Here is a 21669-nt window from a genome sequence, read left to right as displayed (position 1 = left end):
TCAGCCGGGGACGCGCGCGGAGCGCTGGCGCACGCGCTTCTCCACCGCGATGACGCCCCGGAGGAACAGCCCGGGCGCCAGCCGGCGCAGGCGCCAGAACCAACGCGCGTCCGCCATGGGCAGCACGTGCGGCGCGCCCCGGTCCACCGCCTTGAGCAGCCGCTCGGCGACCCACTCCGGTCCAATCTTCGACTGGTCCACCAGCTTCGTGCTCAGGCGGCGCGTCTCCGCGTCCGAGTAGGGCGCCGCCGCGGCGGCGATGTTCGTGCGGAAGAAAGTGGGGCACGCCACGGTGACGCCCAGCCCCAGCGGGTGCAGCTCCGCGTAGAGCGTCTCCGACAGCGCGACGACCGCGGCCTTGGACGTGTTGTACGCCGCCAGGTTCGGCGCGTAGACGAGCCCCGCCGCGGACGCGATGTTGAGCACGTGCCCGGAGCCCTGCTTCTTCAGGCGCGGCACGAACGCGTGGCAGCCGTGGATGACGCCCCACAGGTTCACGTCCAGCACGCGCTTCCACTCGGACAGGGGCAGCGTGCCCACCGCGCCGCCGGTGGCGACGCCCGCGTTGTTCACCACCAGGTCCACGCCGCCAAACGCTTCGTCCGTGGCGCGCGCCAGCGCCTCCACCGCGTCCGGGTCCGTCACGTCGCACGGGAACACGCGCGCCTCGCCGCCCGCTTCCGTGACGCGGCGGGCGGTCTCCTCCGCGCTGGCCGCGTTCATGTCCGACACCATGACCCGCGCCTGGCGGGCCGCCAGGGCTTCACACAGCGCACGGCCAAGGCCGCTGCCGGCGCCCGTCACCACCGCGCGTGGACGAGAGGGAAGGCTCATGGTTCCGGACTCCTGGGCTGAAAGAGGGTGGGTGCGACGCGACAGGGCTAGCACGGCGCGCGAAGCGCGAGCACTCGCTTTCCGGGAGAAGCATGCTTCAGGACGGGCGGGCAGGCGGGCGCACGGTTCGTGACCGGAGGGCGGAAGTTGGCTAGAACCCGGGCCGTGCAACGCGCCTTGGTGACAGCAGTGGCGGTCGTGGCGGCGGGGCTCCTGGGGTGCAACAACCTGGAGAACTGCGGCTCGACGCCGGTGGACATCACCCGGACCGACGGGGGCCTCTTCCGTTGCGTGACGGCCGAGGACTGCCCCAGGCCGTCGCGCGTCTCCATCTGCGTGACGGACGTCTCCTCCGAGCGCGAGTGCGTGCGCTGCGACGAGACGCGCTGCGTGCGCCTCATCCCGGAGTCCTGCCAATGACGCGGCGCTGGTCGCGTTGGGCCTGCGTGCTCGCGGTGGGGGCGCTCGCCGTCACCGGGTGCCGCGACAAGCCGGTGGACCACATGCAGCGCGCCCGCGACGCCATCTTCGAGAAGCGTCCGGACGAAGCGCTGGTGGAGTACCGCAAGGCCTACGAGATGCTCCTGCGCGACGACTCCCCGGAGGCGCTGGTGATGCGCGCCCGGGCGCTCAAGGGCGCGGCGGACGTGTACTGGCTGGAGCAGCGCAAGGTGAAGGAGGCGGTGAGCGTCTACCGCCAGCTCATCCAGCAGTGCCCGGAGTCGCCGGAGGCGCTGGACGCGCGCATCATCCTGGCGGAGCTCCTGCGGGTGCACTACCGCGACCTGCGCGGCTCCATTGATCAGCTCACCGCCGCGCTGCACCGCAACCCGCCGCAGAGCGCGGAGCTGCAGTACCAGGTGGCCAAGACGTACTTCGAGCTCCAGGACTATCCGCAGTGCGAGCTGGAGGCGAAGAAGCTGCCGGAGCGCTTCGCCACCAGCCCCTACGTGGATGACGCGCTCTTCCTCCAGGCGCAGGCCCTGGCCATGGTGGAGGGCAAGCGGCAGGAGGCGCTGCGCACCTACGCGGACCTGCGCACGCGCTTCCCGGACTCGGAGCTGGCGCCGTACGCCCTCTTCGAGATGGGCAAGCTGCGCGCGGACGCGGGTGACAACGAGAAGGCCATCGAGACGTGGGTGGAGTGCCTGAAGACGCACCCCGACCCGACGCTCGTGCAGGACGCCATCGCGCGGGCGCGCCGCCGCCTGGCCAACCTCACGGTGGAGGGCATTGGCCAGAAGGAGGTGGCGTTCGACCGCAGCAAGCAGGCGCGCACCTCCGTGGAGGCCATGGGCGGCAGCGCCGAGGAGGCCGCCCGCGACCGCGGCGACTGACGCATCGCCGGACGCCTGCGCGGGCGCATTCGCGTGCGCCCACCCCTCCCGCGTGCCATGTAACGGCCGGGCCGTGCCCTGACGGGGCGTGGGCCCTTCTCGCGTGGGAGGCATTCACATGAACGTGCTGGTGACAGGGGCCACGGCGGGCATCGGGCAGGCCATCGCGCGCCGCTTCGTGAAGGAGGGCGCGCGCGTCATCGCCGCCGGACGGCGGAGCGACCGGCTGGAGGCGCTGAAGGCGGAGCTGGGCGAACGGCTGCTGCCGGTGACGCTGGACGTGACGGACAAGGCGGCGGTGAAGGCGGCGTTCGCCGCGCTGCCCGCGGACTTCGCGCAGGTGGACGTGCTGGTGAACAACGCGGGGCTCGCGTTGGGGCTGGAGCCCGCGCAGACGGCGCGGCTGGAGGACTGGGACGTGGTGGTGGACACCAACGTGAAGGGCCTCCTGTACTGCACGCGGGAAGCGCTCACGGGCATGGTGGCGCGCAACCGGGGCCACGTCATCAACATCGGCTCCATCGCGGGCGAGTTCCCCTATCCGGGCGGCAACGTGTACGGCGCGACGAAGGCGTTCGTGCATCAGTTCACGCTCAACCTGCGCGCGGACCTGCACGGCACCGCCCTGCGCGTCACCGACATCCAGCCGGGGCTCCTGGGCGGCACGGAGTTCTCCAACGTGCGCTTCCGCGGCGACGGCGCGAAGGCCGCCGCGCTCTACGACAACACCCAGCCGCTCACGCCCGAGGACGTCGCGGACACGGCGTACTGGGTGGCCACGCGCCCCGCGCACGTGAACATCAACGTCATCTCCATGATGCCGGTGGTGCAGGCCTTCGGACCGCTGCCGGTGAAGCGCGGCGGCTGATCAGCCCGGCACGGGCAGCGCGGCATCGAGGAGCGGCGCGGGCACCGACGGGTCGCCCGCGTCCGCCACCAGCAGCACGTGGACGCGGCCCTTCTCCACGCGCGCGTCCACGCCTGTCAGCTTCACGGGCGCGTCCACCGCGTCCAGGTACACGGGCGTGCCGTCCGGCGCGAGCACGCCCACCGCCGAGCCCGTGACCGGCCCGGTCGCCACGCGGTCGCGAGTCGCCTCCGCCGTGGCGGTGAACACCACGCGCCCGTCCGGCAGCGGCGCTGCGTCCGTGAAGGACAGCCGGACGCCATGGGCCTCGCCCAGCTCCCACCGGCGCACGGTGCGCACGGCCTCCGGTCCCAGCACGCCCGCGTCCAGGCTGCCCAGCACCCGGTCCAGGTCCAGGTCCACCAGCGCGTCCACGCCGCCCGCGCCGTTGCCCCGGTTGAGCAGCCGCAGCCGCTTGCCCGCCACCGCCGCGCCCTCCACGTCGAGCGCCGCCAGTTCGCGCTCCAACTGCACATAGAGCGACGCGCAGTCCACCGCGCGCGGCTCGCCCGCGAGCGTCCCGTCCGCGCTCAAGGGCAGCACCAGCGCCCGGCGCAGGGCGGGCGTGGCCCCCGAGGGCAGGGCCAGGAGCGCCCCGTGCGCGAAGGACGCGGAAGGGCCCAGCCGGCACAGCGCCCACCTCGCCGCGGGCCCGTCCGGGGAGAGGCGCACGGTGTGGCCCGGCGCGTCTCCCGTCACCGGGAACACGGCCAGGTGGAGCGCGTCGTCCGCGACGACGTAGAGCCAGTCTCCCGCGCGCACCAGGCCGCTGGCGGCGCAGATGTGCGGGGCTTCGGGGGCGGCGAGGGTGAGCGTGCGCTGGCGGGTGGTGGGAATCATGGGAGCCCCAGCCTCGCCGACTACAGGAGGGTGCCGCGCAGGATGAGGCTCGCGGCCGTGAAGTAGATGACGAGTCCGGACACGTCCACCAGCGTGGCCACGAAGGGCGCGGACGCGCTCGCGGGGTCGAAGCCCACGCGCCGGAGGATGAACGGCAGCATGGAACCGGACAGCGTGCCGAACGTCACCACGCCCACCAGCGACGCGCCCACCGTCAGGCCAATGAGGAGCGCGTGCTCGCCATAGCTGTGGAACAGGCCCTGCCACACCATCACGCGCGTGAAGCCCACCAGGCCCAGCACCGCGCCCAGCGCCAGGCCCGTGATCAGCTCCCGCCGGGCCACGCGCCACCAGTCCTTCAGCCGCATCTCCGACAGCGCCAGCGACCGGATGATGAGCGTGGTGGCCTGGCTGCCGGAGTTGCCGCCGGAGCTGATGATGAGCGGGATGAAGAGGCTCAGCACGACGGCGCGGGCAATCTCGTGCTCGAAGTAGCCCATGGCCGTGGCGGTGAGCATCTCCCCCAGGAAGAGCACCATCAGCCAGCCGGCGCGCTTCTTGAGCATGGCCATGAAGCCCACGTCGAAGTAGGGCGCGTCCAGGGCCTCCATGCCGCCGACCTTCTGGATGTCCTCCGTGGCCTCTTCCTGGACGACGTCCACGATGTCGTCCACCGTGACGATGCCCTTCATGCGCCGCTGCTCGTCCACCACGGGCATGGCCATGAAGCTGTGCTCGGAGAAGGTGCGGCTCACCGCCTCCTGGTCCGTGTTCTCCGCGACGGTGATGACCTCGCGAATCATCACGTCCGCCACGCGCTTGTCCGGCGCGGCCTGGAAGAGCTGGCGCAGGGACAGCACGCCCTGGAGCCGCTGCTCGGCGTCCAGCACGTAGGCGTAATAGACGGTCTCCACCTTCTCACGCGCCTGCTTGCGCAGGTACCCGATGGCCTCGTCGATGCTCATGTCCGGGCGCACGCGGGCGAAGCGAGGGTTCATCAGACCGCCCGCGTCGTCCTCCGAGTACGCCAGCAGGACGTTCACCTCGCGGCGGCTGGCGTCATCCAGCTGCGACAGGATGGCGTCCACCTGCTCCGGCTCCACGGCCTGGACCAGGTCGGCCAGGTCGTCCGGGGGGAGCAGGCGGACCCAGGTGCGGCGCTCGCCCTGGGGGAGGCTGAGGATGAGCTCGCCCTGTTCGCGCGCGGTGAGGCCGAGGAAGAAGTCGTCCGCCACCGCCGCGGGCAGCAGGCGGAATCCCTCCAGGCGCTCGTCCGCGGACAGCACTGCCCAGGCCTCGTGGAGCTCGTCGGGGGATAGCGCGTTCTGGGTCTGGGGACTCTCCACCATGACGACGGCCTCGGAAGAAGAAGAGGGGGAGGGTGCGCGCCTCGCTGCAGCGCGCGCGGGCCTCTCTACACCTCCGCCACGGGCGCGGCGAGCGGAAGGCGCGAAACATCTCGCGGAAAGTCGAGTCCGCCTGCCTGCCCGTGCCGCCGGTCTCCGGGATGGGCGCCCCGGCTGCTGGGGGCCCCTCGGGGTGGGTCAGGGCTTCTGCTGGATGAGCTCCACCTTGTAGCCGTCCGGGTCCTCGACGAAGGCGATGACGGTGGTGCCGTGCTTCATGGGGCCGGGCTCGCGGACGACCCTGCCGCCGGCCTGACGGATGGCATTGGCGGTGGCGTGGATGTCGGTGACGCCCAGGGCGATGTGGCCATAGGCATTGCCCAGCTCGTACTTCGCCGTGTCCCAGTTGTGGGTGAGCTCCAGGGCGGGGTGGGTGTCCTCGGGGCCGTAGCCCACGAAGGCGAGGGTGAACCGACCGTCCGGGTAGTCCTGGCGGCGCAGGAGCGTCATGCCGAGCACGCGGGTGTAGAAGTCGAGCGACTTCTCCAGGTCGCCGACACGGAGCATGGTGTGGAGGATGCGCATGCGCTGGCTATAACCGCCGCGCCGCGAGCTCCGCCAGCAGCAGCTTCACCGCGCTGCTCGCGCGCCGGGCGGATTGATCCAGGCCGACACCTGGCGCCGACATGAAGCGGGCGTACTTCCGCGCGCCCGCCGCGTCGAGGTCGGCGAATTCCTGGGCCAGGGCGACGAGGGCCTGCTGGAACAGCGGATCCGCGTGGATGGGGCTCTCCCGGATGACGGGAGCGAGTCCAGCCTGTCCTCCGGGCCAGGACTCGACCATCCAGACGATGTCGTAGGCATCCTTGTTCTTGGGGCGGTTCCGCAGCGCATCCACCTTCGCGGCGAGGTAGGCGGCAGGGCCTGCGACCCTCAGCCGTTGGCGCGTGCGGCCGCCGCCTCCAGGAAGCTCGACGACGACCTCTTTCTCGACGAAGCCAGGTGTCCGCCTTCAGTACCCAAGGACCTCCTCGCGGAAGTGCCGCGCGAGGTCCTCGCCCCGGCGCTCCGAGCGGACGTCCAGATAGATGCGCACGGGCGGCGCCAGCAGGACACCATCCCGGGACGTGGATGCCCAGCTGCCGACCTTGCCCGTGTCATGGATCAACATGAGGTTCGCTCCGCGCTCCGTCACTTCCGCATCCAGGTGCTTCGCCGCCTGGGCCAGGGGCACCTCCGGGGAGATGCGAATGCGCGACACGGGGACGCTGGTGGGCCCGACGCCGAACATGCTGACCGCGGCGGACCCCGTGAATGCATGGGCAATGCCTGCCTTGCCGAGCCGCATGCTGGTCTGCTGCCACAGCTCCTCGGGACGCCGCGCATAGAGGGCCACGTGCAGGAAGCGCTCCCTGCGCGTCGCGGGAGCCTGCCGCTCGAGCCAGTCGAGCAGTCCGCTCCGGTCCCGGACGGTGCGTCGCTTCGCGGGACCCCGGCCCTCCGCGCGGACCAGTTCCAGTTGTTCGAGCCAGGTCAGGAGCTTGTGGGCCTGCCCCAGTGACACCGAGGCCTTCTCCGCGAACCGGGAAACAGAGAGCGGCTGGTCCTCCTGGAGGAGCACCTGCACGGCCCGGACGCCATGAACACCGAGGGTCGCGGTGCCCGGGGGCTTCTCGCGCGAGGCGGTGCGCTCCTCCTCGACGTGGAGGAGCACTCCCCGGGCATGCAGGTGGAGATGGCCACGCGAGTCCAGATAGCCGACTCCTTGCGCCTCCAGCGCGTCGCGCACGTCCTTCTTGAGCCAGGGGCAGACGACGAAGGGGAGGCCCCGGGACCGTCGTGCCGTCGCGGGACGGTGCGTCCCGAGCAGCAGCGGCAGCTGGTCCACACGGAGGCCGGAGCCGGCCTCCAGCAGGGTGAATGTCGCCACTTCGCGGCCCTCCCATTCGAGACACGGCCGCGCCGCGGCGCGCACCTGGAGCCAGGAGCGCGATGGCAGCCAGGACATCAGCCTGGGAGGAAGATGGAGGATGGCGGACATCTTTCACTCGGGGCAGCTCATGGGGGTTCAGGAAATCCAGTGCCTTGGACGTTGGATTTTCATTTGAGGGGCATATTCACTCAAGAGTGAAAATCTGTCCCTGGTGAAAATTGGAGAGGAGGCCCCATGCCTGGTCGTGCCCCGAGGGCCTGGACGTCGTGGGGGCCGATAGCGGCCAGGCATCCGAAGAGTGGCGGCGAGGCCCGGCGGAGCGCGTGTTATGGAACCCGCCATGAAACACGTTCAAAGCCAGGCCCTCTTCGCCCGTGCGCAGGCGCGCATCCCGGGCGGCGTGAACTCTCCGGTGCGTGCCTTCCGCGGCGTGGGAGGCGACCCCGTCTTCTTCAAGGAAGGCTCCGGTGCGTGGCTCACCGACGTGGACGGCAACCGCTACGTGGACCTGGTGGGCAGCTGGGGCCCGCTCATCCTGGGCCACGCGTACCCGCCCATCCTGGAGGCCATCGTGGAGGCCGCGCGGCGCGGCACCACCTTCGGTGCCCCGGTGGCCTCGGAGGTGGAGTTCGCGGAGCTCATCTGCGCGACGATGCCCGCCGTGGAGAAGGTGCGCCTGGTGTCCAGCGGCACGGAGGCCACGGTGGCCGCCATCCGCGTGGCCCGCGGCTTCACCGGCCGCGACTTCATCCTCAAGTTCGAGGGCTGCTTCCACGGCGCCGGTGACCCGTTCCTCGTGAAGGCGGGCAGCGGTGTGGAGACGCTGGGCCTGCCGGACTCGCCGGGCGTGCCGTCCGCGCTGGCGTCGCTCACGCTCACCGCGCCCTTCAACGACCTGGAGGCCGTGGAGCGCATCTTCCACGAGAAGGGCAAGGACATCGCCTGCGCCATCATCGAGCCGGTGGTGGGAAACATGGGCGTGCTGGTGCCGCGCCCCGGCTACCTCGAGGGGCTGCAGAAGCTCTGCCAGAAGCACGGCGTGCTCTTCGTGCTGGACGAGGTGATGACGGGCTTCCGGCTGGCGCGCGGCGGCGCGCAGGAACTGTACGGGCTGAAGCCGGACCTGACCACCATGGCCAAGGTGGTGGGCGGCGGCATGCCGCTGGGCGCGTACGGCGGCCGGCGCGACATCATGGCGAAGGTGGCGCCCGAGGGGCCGGTGTACCAGTCCGGCACGCTGTCCGGGAACCCGGTGGCGGTGGCGGCGGGCATGGCGTGCGTGAAGGCGCTGGCGGCGCCGGGGACGTACCAGCGGCTGGAGCACCTGGGCCTGCTCCTGGAGGAGGGCTTCCGCGCGGAGGCGAAGGCGGCGGGCGTGCCCGTGACGGTGAACCGCGTGGGCAGCATGATCACCGTGTTCTTCACGCCGGAGCCGGTGTTCGACTACGCGTCCGCGAAGAAGGCGGACACGGCGAGGTTCGGGCGCTTCTTCCACCTGATGCTGGAAGAAGGCGTGTACCTGCCGCCCAGCCAGTTCGAGGCGGCATTCATATCGCTGGCCATCGGCGAGCCGGAGGTGGCGCACGTGCTCGCCGCGGCCCGCAAGGCGTTCCGCGCGCTTGGCGACGCCCGTTGAGCCAGAGGCCCTGAGCGGGCCCGTGCGCTTCGGCCCCTACACCCTCGTGCGCCGCATTGGCGCCGGGGGGATGGGGGAGGTCTTCCTCGCGCGCGAGGAGGGCGTGGGGCGCGCGGTCGTCGTGAAGAAGGTGCTGCCCGGGTTGAAGGACACCGGGCAGTTCGTGGGCCGCTTCCGCGACGAGGCCCGCGTGGTGGTGCGGCTGGCGCACCCCAACATCGCGCGCGTGTACGCGATGGGTGAGGTGGACGGGCAGCTGTTCCTCGCCATGGAGTACGTGCTGGGCAAGACGCTCAGCCGGCTCGCGTACCGCCTCCGGCAGCGACAGCGGATGATGCCCCTGGGGCCGCTGCTCCAGCTGGGCATCCGGCTGTGCGAGGGCCTCGCGTACGCGCACGACGCGACGGACGAAGCGGGGCACCCGCTGCACCTGGTGCACCGCGACCTGTCTCCCGCGAACGTGTGCGTGAGCTACGCGGGCGAGGTGAAGATCATCGACTTCGGCGCGGCGCAGTCCACGCTGAAGGAGCAGCAGACGGCGCCGCGCGTGGTGATTGGGAACCTCACGTACATGGCGCCGGAGCAGGCCCGCAAGCGCATGGTGGACCGGCGCGCGGACCTGTACGCGGTGGGCGTGGTGCTGTGGGAGCTGTTCGCGTGGAAGCCGCTGTCGCAGCGGGGAGACCCGATGGAGCGCTGGCGCCGCGCGGCGTATCCGCAGTGGGAGCCGGCAGGGCGCCACCGTCCGGACCTGCCGCGCGCGGTGGACGCGTTCCTGGCGCGAGCGCTGGCGGCCGAGCCGAACGACCGCTTCCCCACGGCGACAGCGATGGCGGAGGCGCTGGGCGCGCTGAAGGAGAAGCTGGCGCCCAACGTGACGGACCAGGACCTGGTGCGGCTGATGTCCGCGGCCTTCCCCCGCGAGAAGGTCATCGAACAGCAGATGCTGGACGACCTGCTGCGTGAACAGCCCGAGCGCGCCACCACCCGTCAGGAGTTCCCGTCCGTCTTCGCGCCGCCCGGCACCCTGGAGGAGACGGAGGCGCTCCGCGCGCAGGAGGACATCGCCACGGAGGCGATGGACGCGGCGATGCTGCGGCAGGCGGAGCGCCTCAGCGCGGGACAGCAGGCCGAGGCGCTGGACGCGGTGGGAGCGCGGCCGGAGTCCAGGGCGCAGGGCCCGGCGGACGCGTGGCGGGCGGAACACGCCCACGTGGGGCAGGAGACCGAGGCGCTGGACGCGGCGAAGGTGGAGCAGGCGCTGCGCGCGGCGGCGGCGGCCCGGGCGCAACCCGATGAGGACCCCGGCCTGCCGCGAAAGGCGCCCCCCGCGCGGCTGCACAACCTGGAAATCACCATGGATGCCTGGCTGCCGGGCATCGGCGCCGCGGAGCCCACCACACCGGGGCTTCCTCCCCAGGGGCCGGTGGTTGCATCCGCGCCATGGACGCCCGGGCCCGGCGAGGACGAGGCCACCTCCCAAGAGGCTCCTCGGGCCCGGGAACCCCGCGCCGGTCCGGGCTCCGAGGACACCACCGACCCGGGAGAGCGCACCCCCACGTCCCCCTCGGGCGGGCAGGGCCCGGTGGAAGAACCACCTCGGCCGGATTGGAATCCGGGCGCGGACGCGGAAGACTCCGCTACACACCTTCGAGCGTTTCACCGTGAGGGGCCCCCCCCGGCCCCGGAGGACTCACCGATGCAGAACCGCCCCCCGCGCCCGGGGTGGACTCCCGGCGCAGGAAGTGAGGACTCCACCACCAACGAGCGGCCCTCGCGCAAGAGCGCCACGGGCCTGCCCGCCACCGGCAGGGGCGGCTGGACCCCCGGCTCCGGCGAGGACGACGCCACCGAGGGCGCCGGTCCCATGGCGCCGCGCCCCAACACGGACGACGACGCGGACGACGAGGGCACCGACGTCGACAAGCCCGGCCGCCCCAAGGCGAGCCCCGCGCCGCGCGCTCCCCAGTCCCGTCCGCAGACCTCCGTCGGTGCCGCCCCGAAATCGCGTCCCACCGAAGCGCCCCCGGACGCCACCCGCCCCATGTCCCAGGACGAGCTGCCCGTCCCCTGGGCGCCGCAGGGCGCGGGCGAGGCCACCGAGGCCCTGGAGGCCGCCAAGATCTTCGGCGCCCTGTCCCAGACGACGGGCAACATGCCCGCGTACCTGGACGAGAAGGCGACCCCCTACGTCGCGCCCAAGGAGGCTCCGCGCCGCCAGGCCCCCGTCGTGAATGAGCGGCCCCACGAGACGCGCCCCATGCAGGTGCGGACCAAGACGCGCGAAACGCTCGTGGGCTACGACATGGACATCTCCGAGGCGCTCCGGCAGGCGGAGCTGAAGCGCCGCGAGGAAGAGCTCGCCGCCCAGAAGCGCAACAAGAAGAAGCCCGTGAAGAAGTCCGAGGGCGGCAAGCCACTGGCGGGCCTGTGGCCCATCCCGCCCCAGTACCGCTTCTGGGCCATGCTCGTGGTGGTGGCCCTCGCGTGCGGCCTGGGCTTCGGCGTGATGTGGCTCTTCCTGAACGGCGGCGAAGGCGGCTGAGCCCCGCGGCAGCTCACGCGCCCGTGAGCGGCAGGGGCGGCTCCAGCGGCAGGAAGAGGCGGAAGATGGTGCCCTTGCCCGTCTCCGGCGCGTCCAGCGACACCAGCCCCACGTGGGAGTCGATGATGCGCTTCACCACGGCGAGCCCCAGCCCGGTGCCCTGCGCCTTGGTGGTGAAGAAGGGCTCGAAGACACGCGCGCGCAGCTCCGCGGGGATGCCCGGTCCCGTGTCACTGATTTCGACCTGCACGCCGGGGCGGTCCACCCACGCCCTGCGCGCCGCCACGCGCAGCGTGCCGCCCTGGGGCAGCATGGCCTGCACGGCGTTGAGCGCCACGTTGAGGAAGCACTGGCGGATGAGCCGCTCGTCCACCGTCACGGACGGCACGTCCTCCTCCACCACCCACTCCACGCGCACCGGCGGCGGCGAGGTGCCGCCCACGTCGGAGAGCGCGCTGCCCACCGCCTCTTCCAGCAGCTGCGTCACCGACACCGGATACAGGTGCGGAGACGGAGGCCGCGCGAAGGTGAGCAGGTCCGCGACGATGCGGTTGAGCCGGTCCGCCTCCTCGCCCACGATGTCCACCAGCGGGATGGCCGGGCTCTCCGGGCCGATGATGCGGCGGATGGTGGCCACTGAGTTGAAGATGGCGCCCAGGGGATTGCGCACCTCGTGGGCCACCACCGCGGACAGCTCGCCCAGCGCCACCAGCCGCTCGCGGTTGACCAGCTGCTCCTGTGCCCGCGCCAGCTCCGCGTAGCTCTGCTTCAGGTCCTCCACCAGCCGCGCGCCCTCCAGCGCCAGCGACAGCTGGTTGGCGATGGTGTCCGCCCGCTCCAGCTCGGAAGGCGTGAAGCGGCGCGGGCGGCGCGTCTCCACCATCACCGCCACGCCCACCATCTGGTCGTGCACGGCGAGCGGCAGCACCATGTAGGCCATGGCCTCCGCGGCCCGGCGCAGCTCTTCGTCCGCCTGCCCCTCCGTGCGCGCGTCCTCCACCCGCAGCGGCTGACGCGTGCGGAACACCCGGGCCGCGAACGAGCTCGCTGACGGCTCCAGCGGCACCTGCCGCCCCACCAGCTCCGGGTGCCCGCCCGTCGCCGCGCGGATGGCGAGCCTTTCCCCCTTCGCGTCCGGCAGGAGCACGTACGCATCCGGCACGTCCACGATGCGCGCCAGGCTGGTGACGCCCGTGGCCAGCAGCCGGTCCAGCTCCAGCGTGGCGGCCAGCGCCTTGCCCACCTCGTGCATCAGCGCCAGGTCCTCCGCCCGGCCGCGCACCTCGTCCAGCAGCCGGTGGGACTCGATGGCCGCCGCGAAGTGCGTGCCCATGGCCTGGAGCGTCTCCACCTCCAGCGCGGTGAGCCGGCGTCGCGCGTGGAACAGCACGCTCAACGTGCCCACGCCGCGCGAGCGCACCCGCAGCGGCACCGACACCAGCGTCTGGAACGCCAGCGCCCGCAGCGCGTCGCGCGTGGGCGCGGGACACGCCTCCGCGTCCAGCACCCGCACCGCGTCCGGCATCCCGCTCGGACGGGGCAGTGAGCCCAGCCGCGCGCGGCGCACGCGCGCCACCGCGTCCTCGGAGAGGCCGCGCGCGTAGACGAGCTCCAGGGACTCGCCGGACTCGTGCCGCGCGTCCGCGGGCAGAAGCAGACACACCGCGTCGCAGCCCAGGAGGCCTGAAATCTCCTCCGTGCCGGAGCCGAAGAAGGCGCGCGGGTGCGGCGCGGACGCGGCCTGGGACGCCAGCCGCCCCAGCGCGGTGAGCGCCGTCGCGCGCACGCTCAGCCGCTGGATGGTGCGCGCCGCGTCCAGCGCGGACGACACCTGCTGGCCGAACAGGCGCACCGCGGCCACGTCCTCCTCGCTCAGCCAGTCCGCGGCCAGCACCAGCATGGCCATGGGCGCGCTCTCCACGTCGATGCGCACGCTCACCGCCCGCTGCGTCTCCACGCGCCGGAACACCGCCAGCACCGCGTCCATGCGCGCCTCGGACGCGAAGCGGGACGCCTCCATGCCCAGGTCCTCCACCCACGCATCGCCGTCGCGCCAGGTGCGCACCAGGGCGGGCGCCCAGCCGCCGAGGGCCTCCGCGCGCACGCGGCCTCTCAGCGCCGGCGCGTGCGGCACCAGCCTCGGGGACAGCCCCGCCACGGACAGCTCCACGCCCACGCCCCGCGGCGTCAGCCACGCGAAGCCCAGCTCCAGCGCCTCCAGCCCCCGGAACACCTCCTCGCGCACCGCGTCCTCGGAGTGCAGCGCGCGCACCGCGCTGCCCAGCTCCGCCAGCCGCCGCAGCACCGTGCGCCGCCGGACGCGGGAGGTGACGTCGCGCACCTGCACCACCCAATCCCGGGCGTGCGGATGCACCGTCAGCTCCACCCGCACGCCTCTGCCCCCGATGGACAGCCACGCCTCATAGGTGCCCGCCACGGGCGAGGACCCCAGCCGCCGCGCGAGCCGGTCCGCGGGGTCCTCCTGCGGCCCCGGCTCCCACAGCAGCGACGTCACCGGCTGCTCCAGCAATTGCTCGCGCGCGACGCCCATCAGGCGCGACAGCGCGGCGTTGGCGTGGATGAGCAGGCCGTTCCGGAGCACGAACACGCCCAGGGGCATGTCGTCGAAAAGGCGGTACACCGCCCCGGGCTCCTCGGAAACCGTCCCCACCCGACGGTTCGTGCGCTCTGTGCTCCTCACCCCCCTACCTTCGCACCCCTGTCCCCCCGCGGTGAAGCCACCCCCGCCCGTCAATCGCCCACCAGCGTACACCCGCCGGGCCCCGCGCCGGCCCGGCGCGGCGTCTCAAGACGCGGCACGTTCTCAACCCCTCTCATGAAGTCAAACCCAGACGTGGCATGAATTGAAGCCGTGGGTGAGAACATCTAGAAGGATGGAGTTGTAACAACGCGGCTCGAGCCGGACTCCGACGCCTTTGGCTTCCGTCACGAATCCGCTGGGGCCGCGCCTTCGGAAGGGGATGTCTTGAGCCTGCCCCGCGCGATTTCCGGCGCCATCGCGCGAGGGCGGCCGGGCATGGCGCCACCGCGGAGAAGCCGTGGGACGCGTAGGCCGCGCGCGAGGAGGTATTGGCGTTGCAGGAGAAGCTGGCGCACGAGGGCTTGGCCGTCCTGGGGCAGCACTTCCAGGGGATGGCGCGGCGCAAGGCCTGAGGCCATGGGCCTTCCCTCCCTGGGCGTGGGGCTCGGCTGCCGCTGGGACCTCGAACAGCACCTGGCAAGCGGCAACCCCGGCGTGGACTGGCTGGAGGTGACGCCCGAGCACTTCCTGCCGCTCACGCCGGACTCGGAGCGGCGGCTGGAGTTGCACGCGAAGCCCCTTCAGGGGCTGCCCGCGTAGGTGCCGGAGGTGGCCCGGTTCGGACGGCTGCGCCTGTCGCTCGCGTGGGGCCTGGCTCCCATGCCGGCGTCGGGCCTGCGCGTGGAGTCCTTCGACGACCCGGTGCTCACGCTGCTCGCCGCGCTGGACGCGCCGGGCTGGCCCCCGCCGGCGCCGAAGCCCACGCGCGTGGAGTACCTCAAGGTGCCCAACCTGCCCGCGGTGATGCCGCGCGAGCTGCCGGCACCCTGAGGGCCTCCGGACGCCCGCTCAGTGCTTGCGGTGGTGCGCCTTCTCGTAGGTGCCCATGAGCTGGGTCTCCCCCACGATGTGGCCCTCCATCGCCTCCAGCAGCGCCGTGCGCGTGGGCTGGCCCAGGTCCGGCAGCACCGTGTCCAGGGCATACAGCTTGAAGTAGTACCGGTGGTTGCCGATGGGAGGCATGGGCCCGCCGTAGTCCTGCCGGCCGAAGTCGTTGCGTCCCAGCTTCACCCCCTCCGGCAGCACGTCCAGGGTGGCCCCGTCCGGGAGGTTCTGCGCGTTGACGGGGAGGTTGTAGACGACCCAGTGGCAGAAGGTGCGCTGAGGGTTCGCCGGGTCCGGCGCGTCCGGGTCCTCCACGATGAGCGCCAGGCTCTTGGCCCCGGCGGGGAGGTTCTCCCAGTGCAGGGGTGGGGCCTTGTCGTCGCCCTCGCCGGTGTAGGCGATGGGGATGGGCGTCCCGTTCTTGAACTTCGGCGAGGTGAGCTCGAGCGGCTTCGGCATGCGTGGCTCCTTGGGCATGAGTGGCCAACGTGGCCCCCGGCAAGCTGGCGATGACCCGGGGCCGGTGCTGAGAGACAGAGGGCGTTCCGCCCGGCCGCCTGTCACCCCCATCTCCCCCCCGCCGCTGATCCACCGGGCGCCTCCCGGGGCGCCTGCCGGAAGGGGGCCTTCCTTCGAGGAGAAACAACCCCTCCGGACCCTCCGCCGTGATAGCTGCGCTTGAGGGTGCGGCAACCGCTGCTGGCGGTGGAGCACCCCCCGCCCCCGTACCGGTTGCACGCGCCGCGCATTCGGTGCTAAGCGGCGCCCGCGCATGTAAGGGTCGGGGTCGGGGTTGGTGATGGAAACCCAAGACTTTCCCAGGGGTTGGTGAGGCGTCCGCATGGCAGACCAGGAGCCTCGGAGTCGGGAGGACGCGCCAGGCAGTGAGCTGGGCGAGACGGCCCGGCAGATGCGGGCGGCGGAGCCGTACATCTCCGCGGTCTGGAAGCTGGTGGGCGGGGCGGTGGTGGGGGTCCTGGGCGGGTACTTCCTGGACAAGTGGCTGGGGACGTCGCCCTGGCTGCTCCTGGGGCTGAGCCTGGTGGGGATTGGCGTGGGGTTCTACGGCTTCCTCCATGCGATGGCGCGGCTGGGGAAGCGCAAGTGACGAGGACGGGCGGACAGCCGAAGCGGGACCCCTTCTGGACGCACGCGGGGCTGGCGGCGGCGGTGATGGGCGTGGGCGCGGTGGTGGCGGCGGCGCTGCCCAGGGTGACGGAGGACCGGGTCTCCGCGCTGCTGGGGGTCGGGGTCGCGGCGGTGACGGGCGTGCTGGCGCTGGTGCTCAAGCGGCGCGCGGCGATGCAGGCGGATTTGAAGGCGGCGTTGAAGGTGGTCGGGATCGTCTTCGCCTTGCGAGGCGTGGGCGTGGGGCTGGGGCTGGCGTGGGTGGTGTCCCGGGGGTTGAGCGCGATCGCGTTCGTGGGCGGCTTCTTCGGCGTCTACTTCGCGTTGCAGTGGATTGAAGTCAGCTACGTGATGGCCGCGTCGAAAGACGCGGCGGGCGGAGACGAGTGATGCGCAAGGCAATGGTGCTGTTCGCCTGTCTGTTCGCGGGCGCCGTGTGGGCCTCCGAGCAGCATGGCGGGGAGTCCGGGACGGCGGCGGCCGGTGAGCACGGCTACGCGAAAGAGGACAAGGACGCCGAGGGCGACGACGTCGCCGGCTACATCCTCCACCACGTGGCCGACTCGAATGAGTACGAGTTCGAGATTCCGCTCAGCCACAACCACATCTCCATCCACCTGCCGAGGATCCTCATCCCGCTGCACGAGGGCGCCTGCACGCCGGTGGCGGATCCGCACGGCGGTCACGGCGAGGTCTACCCGGGCGTGGGCGCCGGCTGCCTGGACCTCTCCATCACCAAGCACACGGTGATGATGTGGCTGGCGGCGCTGCTGCTCATCGGCTCCATCCTCATCTGGAGCAACCGCGACAAGACGAAGCTCGTGCCGCGCGGCGCCGGGGCGAACCTCTTCGAAATGCTGGTCCTCTTCGTCCGGGACGAGCTGGCCATCAAGAACATCGGCAAGGAGGAGGGCCCGCGCTTCGTGCCCTACCTGCTCACCGCGTTCTTCTTCATCCTCTTCATGAACCTGCTGGGCCTGTTCCCCTGGATGGCGACCGCCACGGGCAACATCGCGGTCACCTGCGGCCTGGCGGTGTGCACCTTCTTCGTCACGCAGCTGGCGGGCATCCGCGCCGCGGGCCTCGGCGGCTACCTGAAGCACCTGACGGGCGGCGTGGCCCCGTGGCTGTGGCCCATCATGATTCCGGTGGAGTTCCTGGGCCTGTTCACCAAGCCCTTCGCGCTCACCATCCGCCTCTTCGCCAACATGCTGGCGGGCCACATCGTCATCTTCTTCCTGCTGGGCCTCATCTTCATGCTCCGCAGCCCCGCGGTGGCGCTGGTGAGCGTGCCGTTCGCCTTCGGCATCTACCTGCTGGAGCTGTTCGTGGCCTTCGTGCAGGCGTACGTGTTCACCATGCTGTCGGCGCTGTTCATCGGGATGAGCGTGGCCATGGGCCACCACCACGATGACCACCACGAGGGTGGCGCGAGCCACGACCACGGCAAGGCCCACCACGTGGGCTGAGCCGGGCCTCACGAGTTGACGGGGCGCACGTCGGTGTGACGGCGCGCCCCGGTTGAAGACCCGGCGATTCGAAAGGTCGCCGGAGGTAGTCCTGAAGGGAATTCACGACCCCCCCACAAGCGGGTCCCGCCTCACGAAAGAAGACGTGCTCCCATGACCAACCTCGCTCTCGCGTTCCTCGCCGCCGGTATCGGCGCGGGTCTCTCCATCATCGGCGCCGCCCTGGGCATCGGCAAGCTGGCCGCCGCCGCCATGGACGCCACGGGCCGCCAGCCGGCCGCCGGCGGCGACATCCGCACCACGATGATCATCGCCGCGGCGCTCATCGAAGGCGCCACGCTGTTCGCGCTGGTCGTCTGCATCCTGCTCGCCATCAAGGTCTGAGTCAGGGCGGTGGTGTCACCGGGAGCCGGCGTCCTCTTCGGGAAGAAGGGGCGCCGGCGTTCCGGCTCGCAGTGCGCTGGACCTGTCTCACCTGAAGTCTCCCGCATCCCCCTTTGCCTTCTTGCTTCACCGGGACCCCGCCATGTTCCTGCCCTCTGTCCTCGCCGCCAGCAACTTCGTGGAGGTCCGTCCGGGCCTCATCTTCTGGACCATCGTCACCTTCGTCATCGTCCTCCTGGTGCTGCGGGCGAAGGCGTGGGGCCCCATCCTGTCGCTCGTCGAGGAGCGCGAGAAGCAGATCTCCAACGCCATCGAGAGCGCCAAGCGTGAGCGCGCCGAGGCGGAGAAGCTGCTCGCCGACCAGAAGACGGCCATCGCCGAGGCCCGCCGCCAGGCCGCCGAGGACACCAGCCGCATGAAGGCGGACATGGACAAGTTCCGCGACGAGCTGATGGCCAAGAGCCGCAAGGAGGCGGAGGAGCTGAAGCAGTCCGCCCGCCGCGAGATTGACGACCAGAAGGCCAAGGCCATCACCGAGGTCCGCGCCATGGCGGTGGACCTGGCCATGGAAGTGGCCGCCAAGCTCCTGAACGAGCGCCTGGACGACGCGAAGCACCGCGCCCTGGCCGAGCAGTTCGTGCAGGGCCTCCCGGGCGCCACCAGCGCCACGGCGACCCGCCGCTCGGCTTAAAGGCCGGGAGTCTTCCGCCGCGCCCGCCTGTTCCAGGATTCCATCATGGCTCTCTCCATCGGCATCGTCGGTCTGCCCAACGTGGGCAAGTCCACCCTGTTCAACGCCCTGTCCGCCGCGGGCGCGCAGGCGGCGAACTATCCGTTCTGCACCATCGAGCCGAACGTGGGCGTGGTGCCGGTGCCGGACGAGCGCCTGGACAAGCTGGCGGCGCTCGTCAAGCCGCTGAAGAAGATCCCCACGTCGCTGGAGTTCGTGGACATCGCCGGCCTGGTGCGCGGCGCGTCCAAGGGCGAGGGCCTGGGCAACCAGTTCCTGGGGAACATCCGGCAGGTGAACGCGGTGCTCCACGTGCTGCGCTGCTTCGAGGACGACAACGTCACCCACGTCGAGGGCGGCGTGAATCCGGTGCGGGACCGGGACGTGGTCGACACGGAGCTGTGCCTCAAGGACCTGGAGACCGTGGAGAAGCGCCGCGAGCGCTCGCTGAAGAACACCAAGGTCGGCGGCAAGGCGGGCGAGGAGGCCAAGGCCGAGGTCGCCCTCCTGGAGCGCATCAAGGCGAAGCTGGATGAGGGCGTCACGGTGCGCGCGCAGAAGCTCACCGACGATGAGAAGGCGGCCATCCAGGACCTGTTCCTGCTGACGGACAAGCCCGTGCTGTACGTGGCGAACATCAGCGAGAAGCAGATTGGCAAGGAGGACGCGGACCCGCGCGTGCAGGCGGTGCGCGAGATGGCCGCGAAGGAGGGCGCGGGCGTGGTGGTGCTGGCGGCGGCGCTGGAGTCGGAGATCCAGCAGCTCCCCGAGGAGGAGCGCCCCAGCTTCCTGGCGGACTCCGGCCTGACGGAGCCGGGCCTGCACAAGGTGGTGCGCGAGGGCTACAAGCTCCTGGGCCTGTGGACGTACTTCACGGTGGGCGAGCAGGAGTGCCGCGCGTGGACCATCCACAAGGGCTTCAAGGCGCCGCAGGCGGCGGGCGTCATCCACTCCGACTTCGAGCGCGGCTTCATCAAGGCGGAAGTCTTCTCGTGGACGGACCTGGTGAAGCTGGGCAGCGAGTCGGCGGTGAAGGAGAAGGGCCTGCTGCGCGTGGAAGGCAAGGAGTACGTCGTGCAGGACGGCGACTGCATGCACTTCCGCTTCAACGTCTGACGCGGGGCCTTCCCCGCGGTGGGAAGTGACGACGGGCGCTGCCTTCCACTCACGGAAGGGGCGCCCGTTTCGTTTCTACCGGGGGCCGCTCAGCCAGGTGTAGCCCCACAGGCCCACGGCGAGCGCGGCCAGCACGGTGGAGAGGATGGCGGAGCGCTTCATGCGGCCGGTGGGGTCCACGGTGTCCAGGGCGTACCTCCACACGCCGCCCACTCGCAGCGCGAGGAAGAGGGCCAGGAGGAGGGGGCCCACGACCTGCCAGCCCTCGGGGCGCTTGAGGATGACGATCCACGAAGCGATGAAGGCCACGTTGCCGAGCAACATCAGGGCGGGATAGGGCACGGTGTGACGGGAGGCGCTCACGGGGCCGGCAGTGTGTGCACAGAGGCGCGGCACGCCAAACGGAAAGCCGCGCGGCGTGCACGCCATGCAACAGCCGCGCGGCGTGTTTCACGGTGCTACCGGGATGGGGGCTCCACGTAGCGGGCGCGGGGGCGGAGCAGGTGGCCCTGCTCGCGCTGCTCCAGGACGTGGGCGACCCAGCCCGCGGTGCGGCCCAGGCTGAACAGCACGGTGGCGGCGCCGGAGGGCAGGCCCAGCGCGTCCGCGAGCATCACCAGTCCCCAGTCCAGCGAGGGGGGCGGATGGCCGGCGTCCCGCATGGTGTCCATGACGGCGTGGGCCACGCGGACCTTGAGGGGCTCGGGCTTCACGCCCGACGCGGCGGCGACGAGCGGGGGCACTCGCGGGTCACCCTCGCGGTAGAGGCGGTGGCCGAAGCCCGTCACGGCCTCTCCCCGGCGCAGGCGGCCGTGGATGACCTGCGCGGCGCGTTCTGGACGGCCGACCTCCGCGATGAGTGCCTCCACGCGGTCACAGGCGCCGCCGTGGCGGTGGCCGGAGATGGCCGCGAGCGCCGCGCAGATGCACGCGTACAGGTCCGCGCCGGAGGAGGCCGTCACGCGGGCCGCGAAGGTGGAGGTGTTCAGCTCATGGTCCGCGCAGAGCACCAGCGCCAGGTTGATCAGCTCCGCGGTCCGCTTCGGCTTCGCGTCCCAGGCCATGGCCAGTGACGCGGCCATCGTGGGTTCCTTCAACGCGCGCGACACGCGTCCGGGGGCCTGGGCCACGCAGACCCACGCGCCCAGGTGGCGGATGAGCCGGCGTGCGCGAGCCATGTCCTGCTCCGCGGGCGCGGCGAAGCGGCCCGCGTCGCCCACCGCGAGCAGCGGCACCAGCGCGGCGAGCGCGGAGAGGGGCGGGGTGTCTCGCGGCAGCAGGGCCGACAGGGCGGCGGGCGTGAGGGCCGCCGGTGGGGCCTCTGGCGCGGGCCATGCCGTGGACTCCCGGGGCAGGTGCCCGGTCCACAGCAGCTCCGCGACGTCCTCGAAGCTCTGGCCCCGCGTGGCCAGCTCCACCGCGTCGTGCCCCCGGTACGAGAGTCCTTCTTCACTGATGCGCGACACCGACGAGTCGATGACAGGCTCGCCCCAGCGCAGCGCTCCGGACGCCACCGCCGCGTGGCCCGCCCGGGCGTCGTGGCGCGTCTTCAGTCGCTCCACGTCCACGCGCAGGTAGCGGTTCTCCTTCGTGCCCTTCTCCGGCACGCACCGCACGAGCCCCCGGCTCACGTACGTGTAGAGCGTCGCCCGCTTCACACCCAGCAGGGCCGCCGCTTCATCCGCGCGCAGAAGCTCCTCCTCAACTGGATGGTCGAATCGAGATTGAGAACGTCCCCCTGCACGACGCACCATGTTTCGCGTGCCTCCCTGGAGCGGAGTCTCGACTCGACTGGACCCTCCTGTCGAGTTGAACCGC

The 21669-nt window shown here is 71.6% G+C and carries 23 protein-coding genes; 13 read left to right on the top strand and 10 right to left on the bottom strand.

The window, feature by feature from the left end; all coding sequences use genetic code 11:
• On the bottom strand, nucleotides 1-834 hold the full coding sequence (locus tag KYK13_RS36560; protein ID WP_223639532.1) for an SDR family NAD(P)-dependent oxidoreductase: 834 nt from the start codon (nucleotides 832-834) through the stop codon (nucleotides 1-3).
• Nucleotides 835-999: 165 nt separating this feature from the next.
• Here KYK13_RS36560 and KYK13_RS36555 point away from each other — a divergent pair, with 165 nt between their 5' ends.
• The 3 genes from KYK13_RS36555 (at nucleotide 1000) to KYK13_RS36545 (ending at nucleotide 3039) form a co-directional block, all read left to right on the top strand.
• Nucleotides 1000-1254 (top strand): hypothetical protein, encoded by a 255-nt coding sequence (locus tag KYK13_RS36555; protein ID WP_223639530.1) that lies wholly within the window; start codon nucleotides 1000-1002, stop codon nucleotides 1252-1254.
• Complete coding sequence (locus KYK13_RS36550; protein ID WP_223639528.1) at nucleotides 1251-2171, top strand: tetratricopeptide repeat protein; 921 nt, start codon at nucleotides 1251-1253, stop codon at nucleotides 2169-2171. Before KYK13_RS36555 ends, KYK13_RS36550 begins: the two co-directional genes overlap by 4 nt.
• A gap of 118 nt (nucleotides 2172-2289) precedes the next feature.
• Nucleotides 2290-3039 carry an SDR family NAD(P)-dependent oxidoreductase gene (locus tag KYK13_RS36545; protein WP_223639524.1) on the top strand — a complete coding sequence of 250 codons (750 nt, stop codon included), beginning with the start codon at nucleotides 2290-2292 and terminating at the stop codon, nucleotides 3037-3039.
• Here the strand turns inward: KYK13_RS36545 and KYK13_RS36540 are convergent, their stop codons facing one another.
• From KYK13_RS36540 to KYK13_RS36520, 5 genes are all read right to left on the bottom strand, one after another.
• The gene (locus KYK13_RS36540) at nucleotides 3040-3918 is read right to left on the bottom strand and encodes a hypothetical protein (protein WP_223639521.1); all 879 of its coding nucleotides are present in this window, start codon (nucleotides 3916-3918) and stop codon (nucleotides 3040-3042) included.
• Nucleotides 3919-3938: 20 nt separating this feature from the next.
• Nucleotides 3939-5267, bottom strand: coding sequence for a magnesium transporter (gene mgtE, locus KYK13_RS36535; protein ID WP_223639518.1), 1329 nt, complete (start codon nucleotides 5265-5267; stop codon nucleotides 3939-3941).
• Nucleotides 5268-5462: 195 nt separating this feature from the next.
• Nucleotides 5463-5849, bottom strand: coding sequence for a lactoylglutathione lyase (gloA, locus tag KYK13_RS36530; protein WP_223639515.1), 387 nt, complete (start codon nucleotides 5847-5849; stop codon nucleotides 5463-5465).
• Nucleotides 5850-5856: 7 nt separating this feature from the next.
• Entirely contained in the window at nucleotides 5857-6201 is a 345-nt protein-coding gene (locus KYK13_RS36525; protein ID WP_223646935.1) for a nucleotidyl transferase AbiEii/AbiGii toxin family protein, read from the bottom strand.
• Between the two features lie 75 nt (nucleotides 6202-6276).
• On the bottom strand, nucleotides 6277-7194 hold the full coding sequence (locus KYK13_RS36520; protein ID WP_223639512.1) for a hypothetical protein: 918 nt from the start codon (nucleotides 7192-7194) through the stop codon (nucleotides 6277-6279).
• 343 nt (nucleotides 7195-7537) lie between these two features.
• Here KYK13_RS36520 and hemL point away from each other — a divergent pair, with 343 nt between their 5' ends.
• Both hemL and KYK13_RS36510 read left to right on the top strand, forming a co-directional pair.
• A complete protein-coding gene (gene hemL / locus KYK13_RS36515; protein WP_223639509.1) occupies nucleotides 7538-8833 on the top strand; it encodes a glutamate-1-semialdehyde 2,1-aminomutase in 1296 nt (431 codons plus the stop codon).
• Complete coding sequence (locus KYK13_RS36510) at nucleotides 8817-11378, top strand: serine/threonine-protein kinase (protein ID WP_223639505.1); 2562 nt, start codon at nucleotides 8817-8819, stop codon at nucleotides 11376-11378. The genes hemL and KYK13_RS36510 overlap by 17 nt, the downstream gene beginning before the upstream one ends.
• A gap of 13 nt (nucleotides 11379-11391) precedes the next feature.
• On the opposite strand, the gene KYK13_RS36505 is transcribed toward KYK13_RS36510, so the two are convergent.
• Entirely contained in the window at nucleotides 11392-14019 is a 2628-nt protein-coding gene (locus KYK13_RS36505) for a GAF domain-containing protein (RefSeq protein WP_223639503.1), read from the bottom strand.
• Nucleotides 14020-14556: 537 nt separating this feature from the next.
• Here KYK13_RS36505 and KYK13_RS36500 point away from each other — a divergent pair.
• Entirely contained in the window at nucleotides 14557-14739 is a 183-nt protein-coding gene (locus KYK13_RS36500) for a DUF692 domain-containing protein (protein WP_223639501.1), read from the top strand.
• A gap of 9 nt (nucleotides 14740-14748) precedes the next feature.
• Entirely contained in the window at nucleotides 14749-14970 is a 222-nt protein-coding gene (locus KYK13_RS36495) for a hypothetical protein (protein WP_223639499.1), read from the top strand.
• A gap of 18 nt (nucleotides 14971-14988) precedes the next feature.
• Here KYK13_RS36495 and KYK13_RS36490 read toward each other — a convergent pair whose 3' ends face one another.
• Nucleotides 14989-15483: a YbhB/YbcL family Raf kinase inhibitor-like protein gene (locus KYK13_RS36490; RefSeq protein ID WP_223639497.1), complete on the bottom strand. Its 495-nt coding sequence runs from the start codon at nucleotides 15481-15483 to the stop codon at nucleotides 14989-14991.
• Between the two features lie 382 nt (nucleotides 15484-15865).
• Here KYK13_RS36490 and KYK13_RS36485 point away from each other — a divergent pair, with 382 nt between their 5' ends.
• The 6 genes from KYK13_RS36485 (at nucleotide 15866) to ychF (ending at nucleotide 19851) form a co-directional block, all read left to right on the top strand.
• The gene (locus KYK13_RS36485; protein ID WP_223639495.1) at nucleotides 15866-16132 is read left to right on the top strand and encodes an AtpZ/AtpI family protein; all 267 of its coding nucleotides are present in this window, start codon (nucleotides 15866-15868) and stop codon (nucleotides 16130-16132) included.
• Nucleotides 16129-16542 carry a hypothetical protein gene (locus tag KYK13_RS36480; protein WP_223639493.1) on the top strand — a complete coding sequence of 138 codons (414 nt, stop codon included), beginning with the start codon at nucleotides 16129-16131 and terminating at the stop codon, nucleotides 16540-16542. Before KYK13_RS36485 ends, KYK13_RS36480 begins: the two co-directional genes overlap by 4 nt.
• Nucleotides 16542-17621, top strand: coding sequence for a F0F1 ATP synthase subunit A (atpB, locus tag KYK13_RS36475; protein WP_223639491.1), 1080 nt, complete (start codon nucleotides 16542-16544; stop codon nucleotides 17619-17621). Before KYK13_RS36480 ends, atpB begins: the two co-directional genes overlap by 1 nt.
• Before the next feature lie 153 nt (nucleotides 17622-17774).
• Nucleotides 17775-18005 (top strand): ATP synthase F0 subunit C, encoded by a 231-nt coding sequence (locus tag KYK13_RS36470; RefSeq protein WP_206787128.1) that lies wholly within the window; start codon nucleotides 17775-17777, stop codon nucleotides 18003-18005.
• Nucleotides 18006-18147: 142 nt separating this feature from the next.
• Nucleotides 18148-18696 (top strand): F0F1 ATP synthase subunit B, encoded by a 549-nt coding sequence (atpF, locus tag KYK13_RS36465; RefSeq protein ID WP_223639488.1) that lies wholly within the window; start codon nucleotides 18148-18150, stop codon nucleotides 18694-18696.
• Between the two features lie 45 nt (nucleotides 18697-18741).
• Nucleotides 18742-19851, top strand: coding sequence for a redox-regulated ATPase YchF (gene ychF / locus KYK13_RS36460; RefSeq protein ID WP_223639485.1), 1110 nt, complete (start codon nucleotides 18742-18744; stop codon nucleotides 19849-19851).
• 75 nt (nucleotides 19852-19926) lie between these two features.
• On the opposite strand, the gene KYK13_RS36455 is transcribed toward ychF, so the two are convergent.
• Together KYK13_RS36455 and KYK13_RS36450 are read right to left on the bottom strand one after the other, a co-directional pair.
• Nucleotides 19927-20214 (bottom strand): hypothetical protein, encoded by a 288-nt coding sequence (locus tag KYK13_RS36455; protein WP_223639482.1) that lies wholly within the window; start codon nucleotides 20212-20214, stop codon nucleotides 19927-19929.
• 95 nt (nucleotides 20215-20309) lie between these two features.
• Entirely contained in the window at nucleotides 20310-21605 is a 1296-nt protein-coding gene (locus KYK13_RS36450; RefSeq protein ID WP_223639479.1) for a citrate synthase family protein, read from the bottom strand.
• Nucleotides 21606-21669 lie beyond the last annotated feature (64 nt).

Source organism: Corallococcus sp. EGB, assembly GCF_019968905.1.
In the GTDB taxonomy this organism is placed as follows: Bacteria; Myxococcota; Myxococcia; order Myxococcales; family Myxococcaceae; genus Corallococcus.
This window is presented reverse-complemented; position numbering and strand designations above follow the sequence as displayed.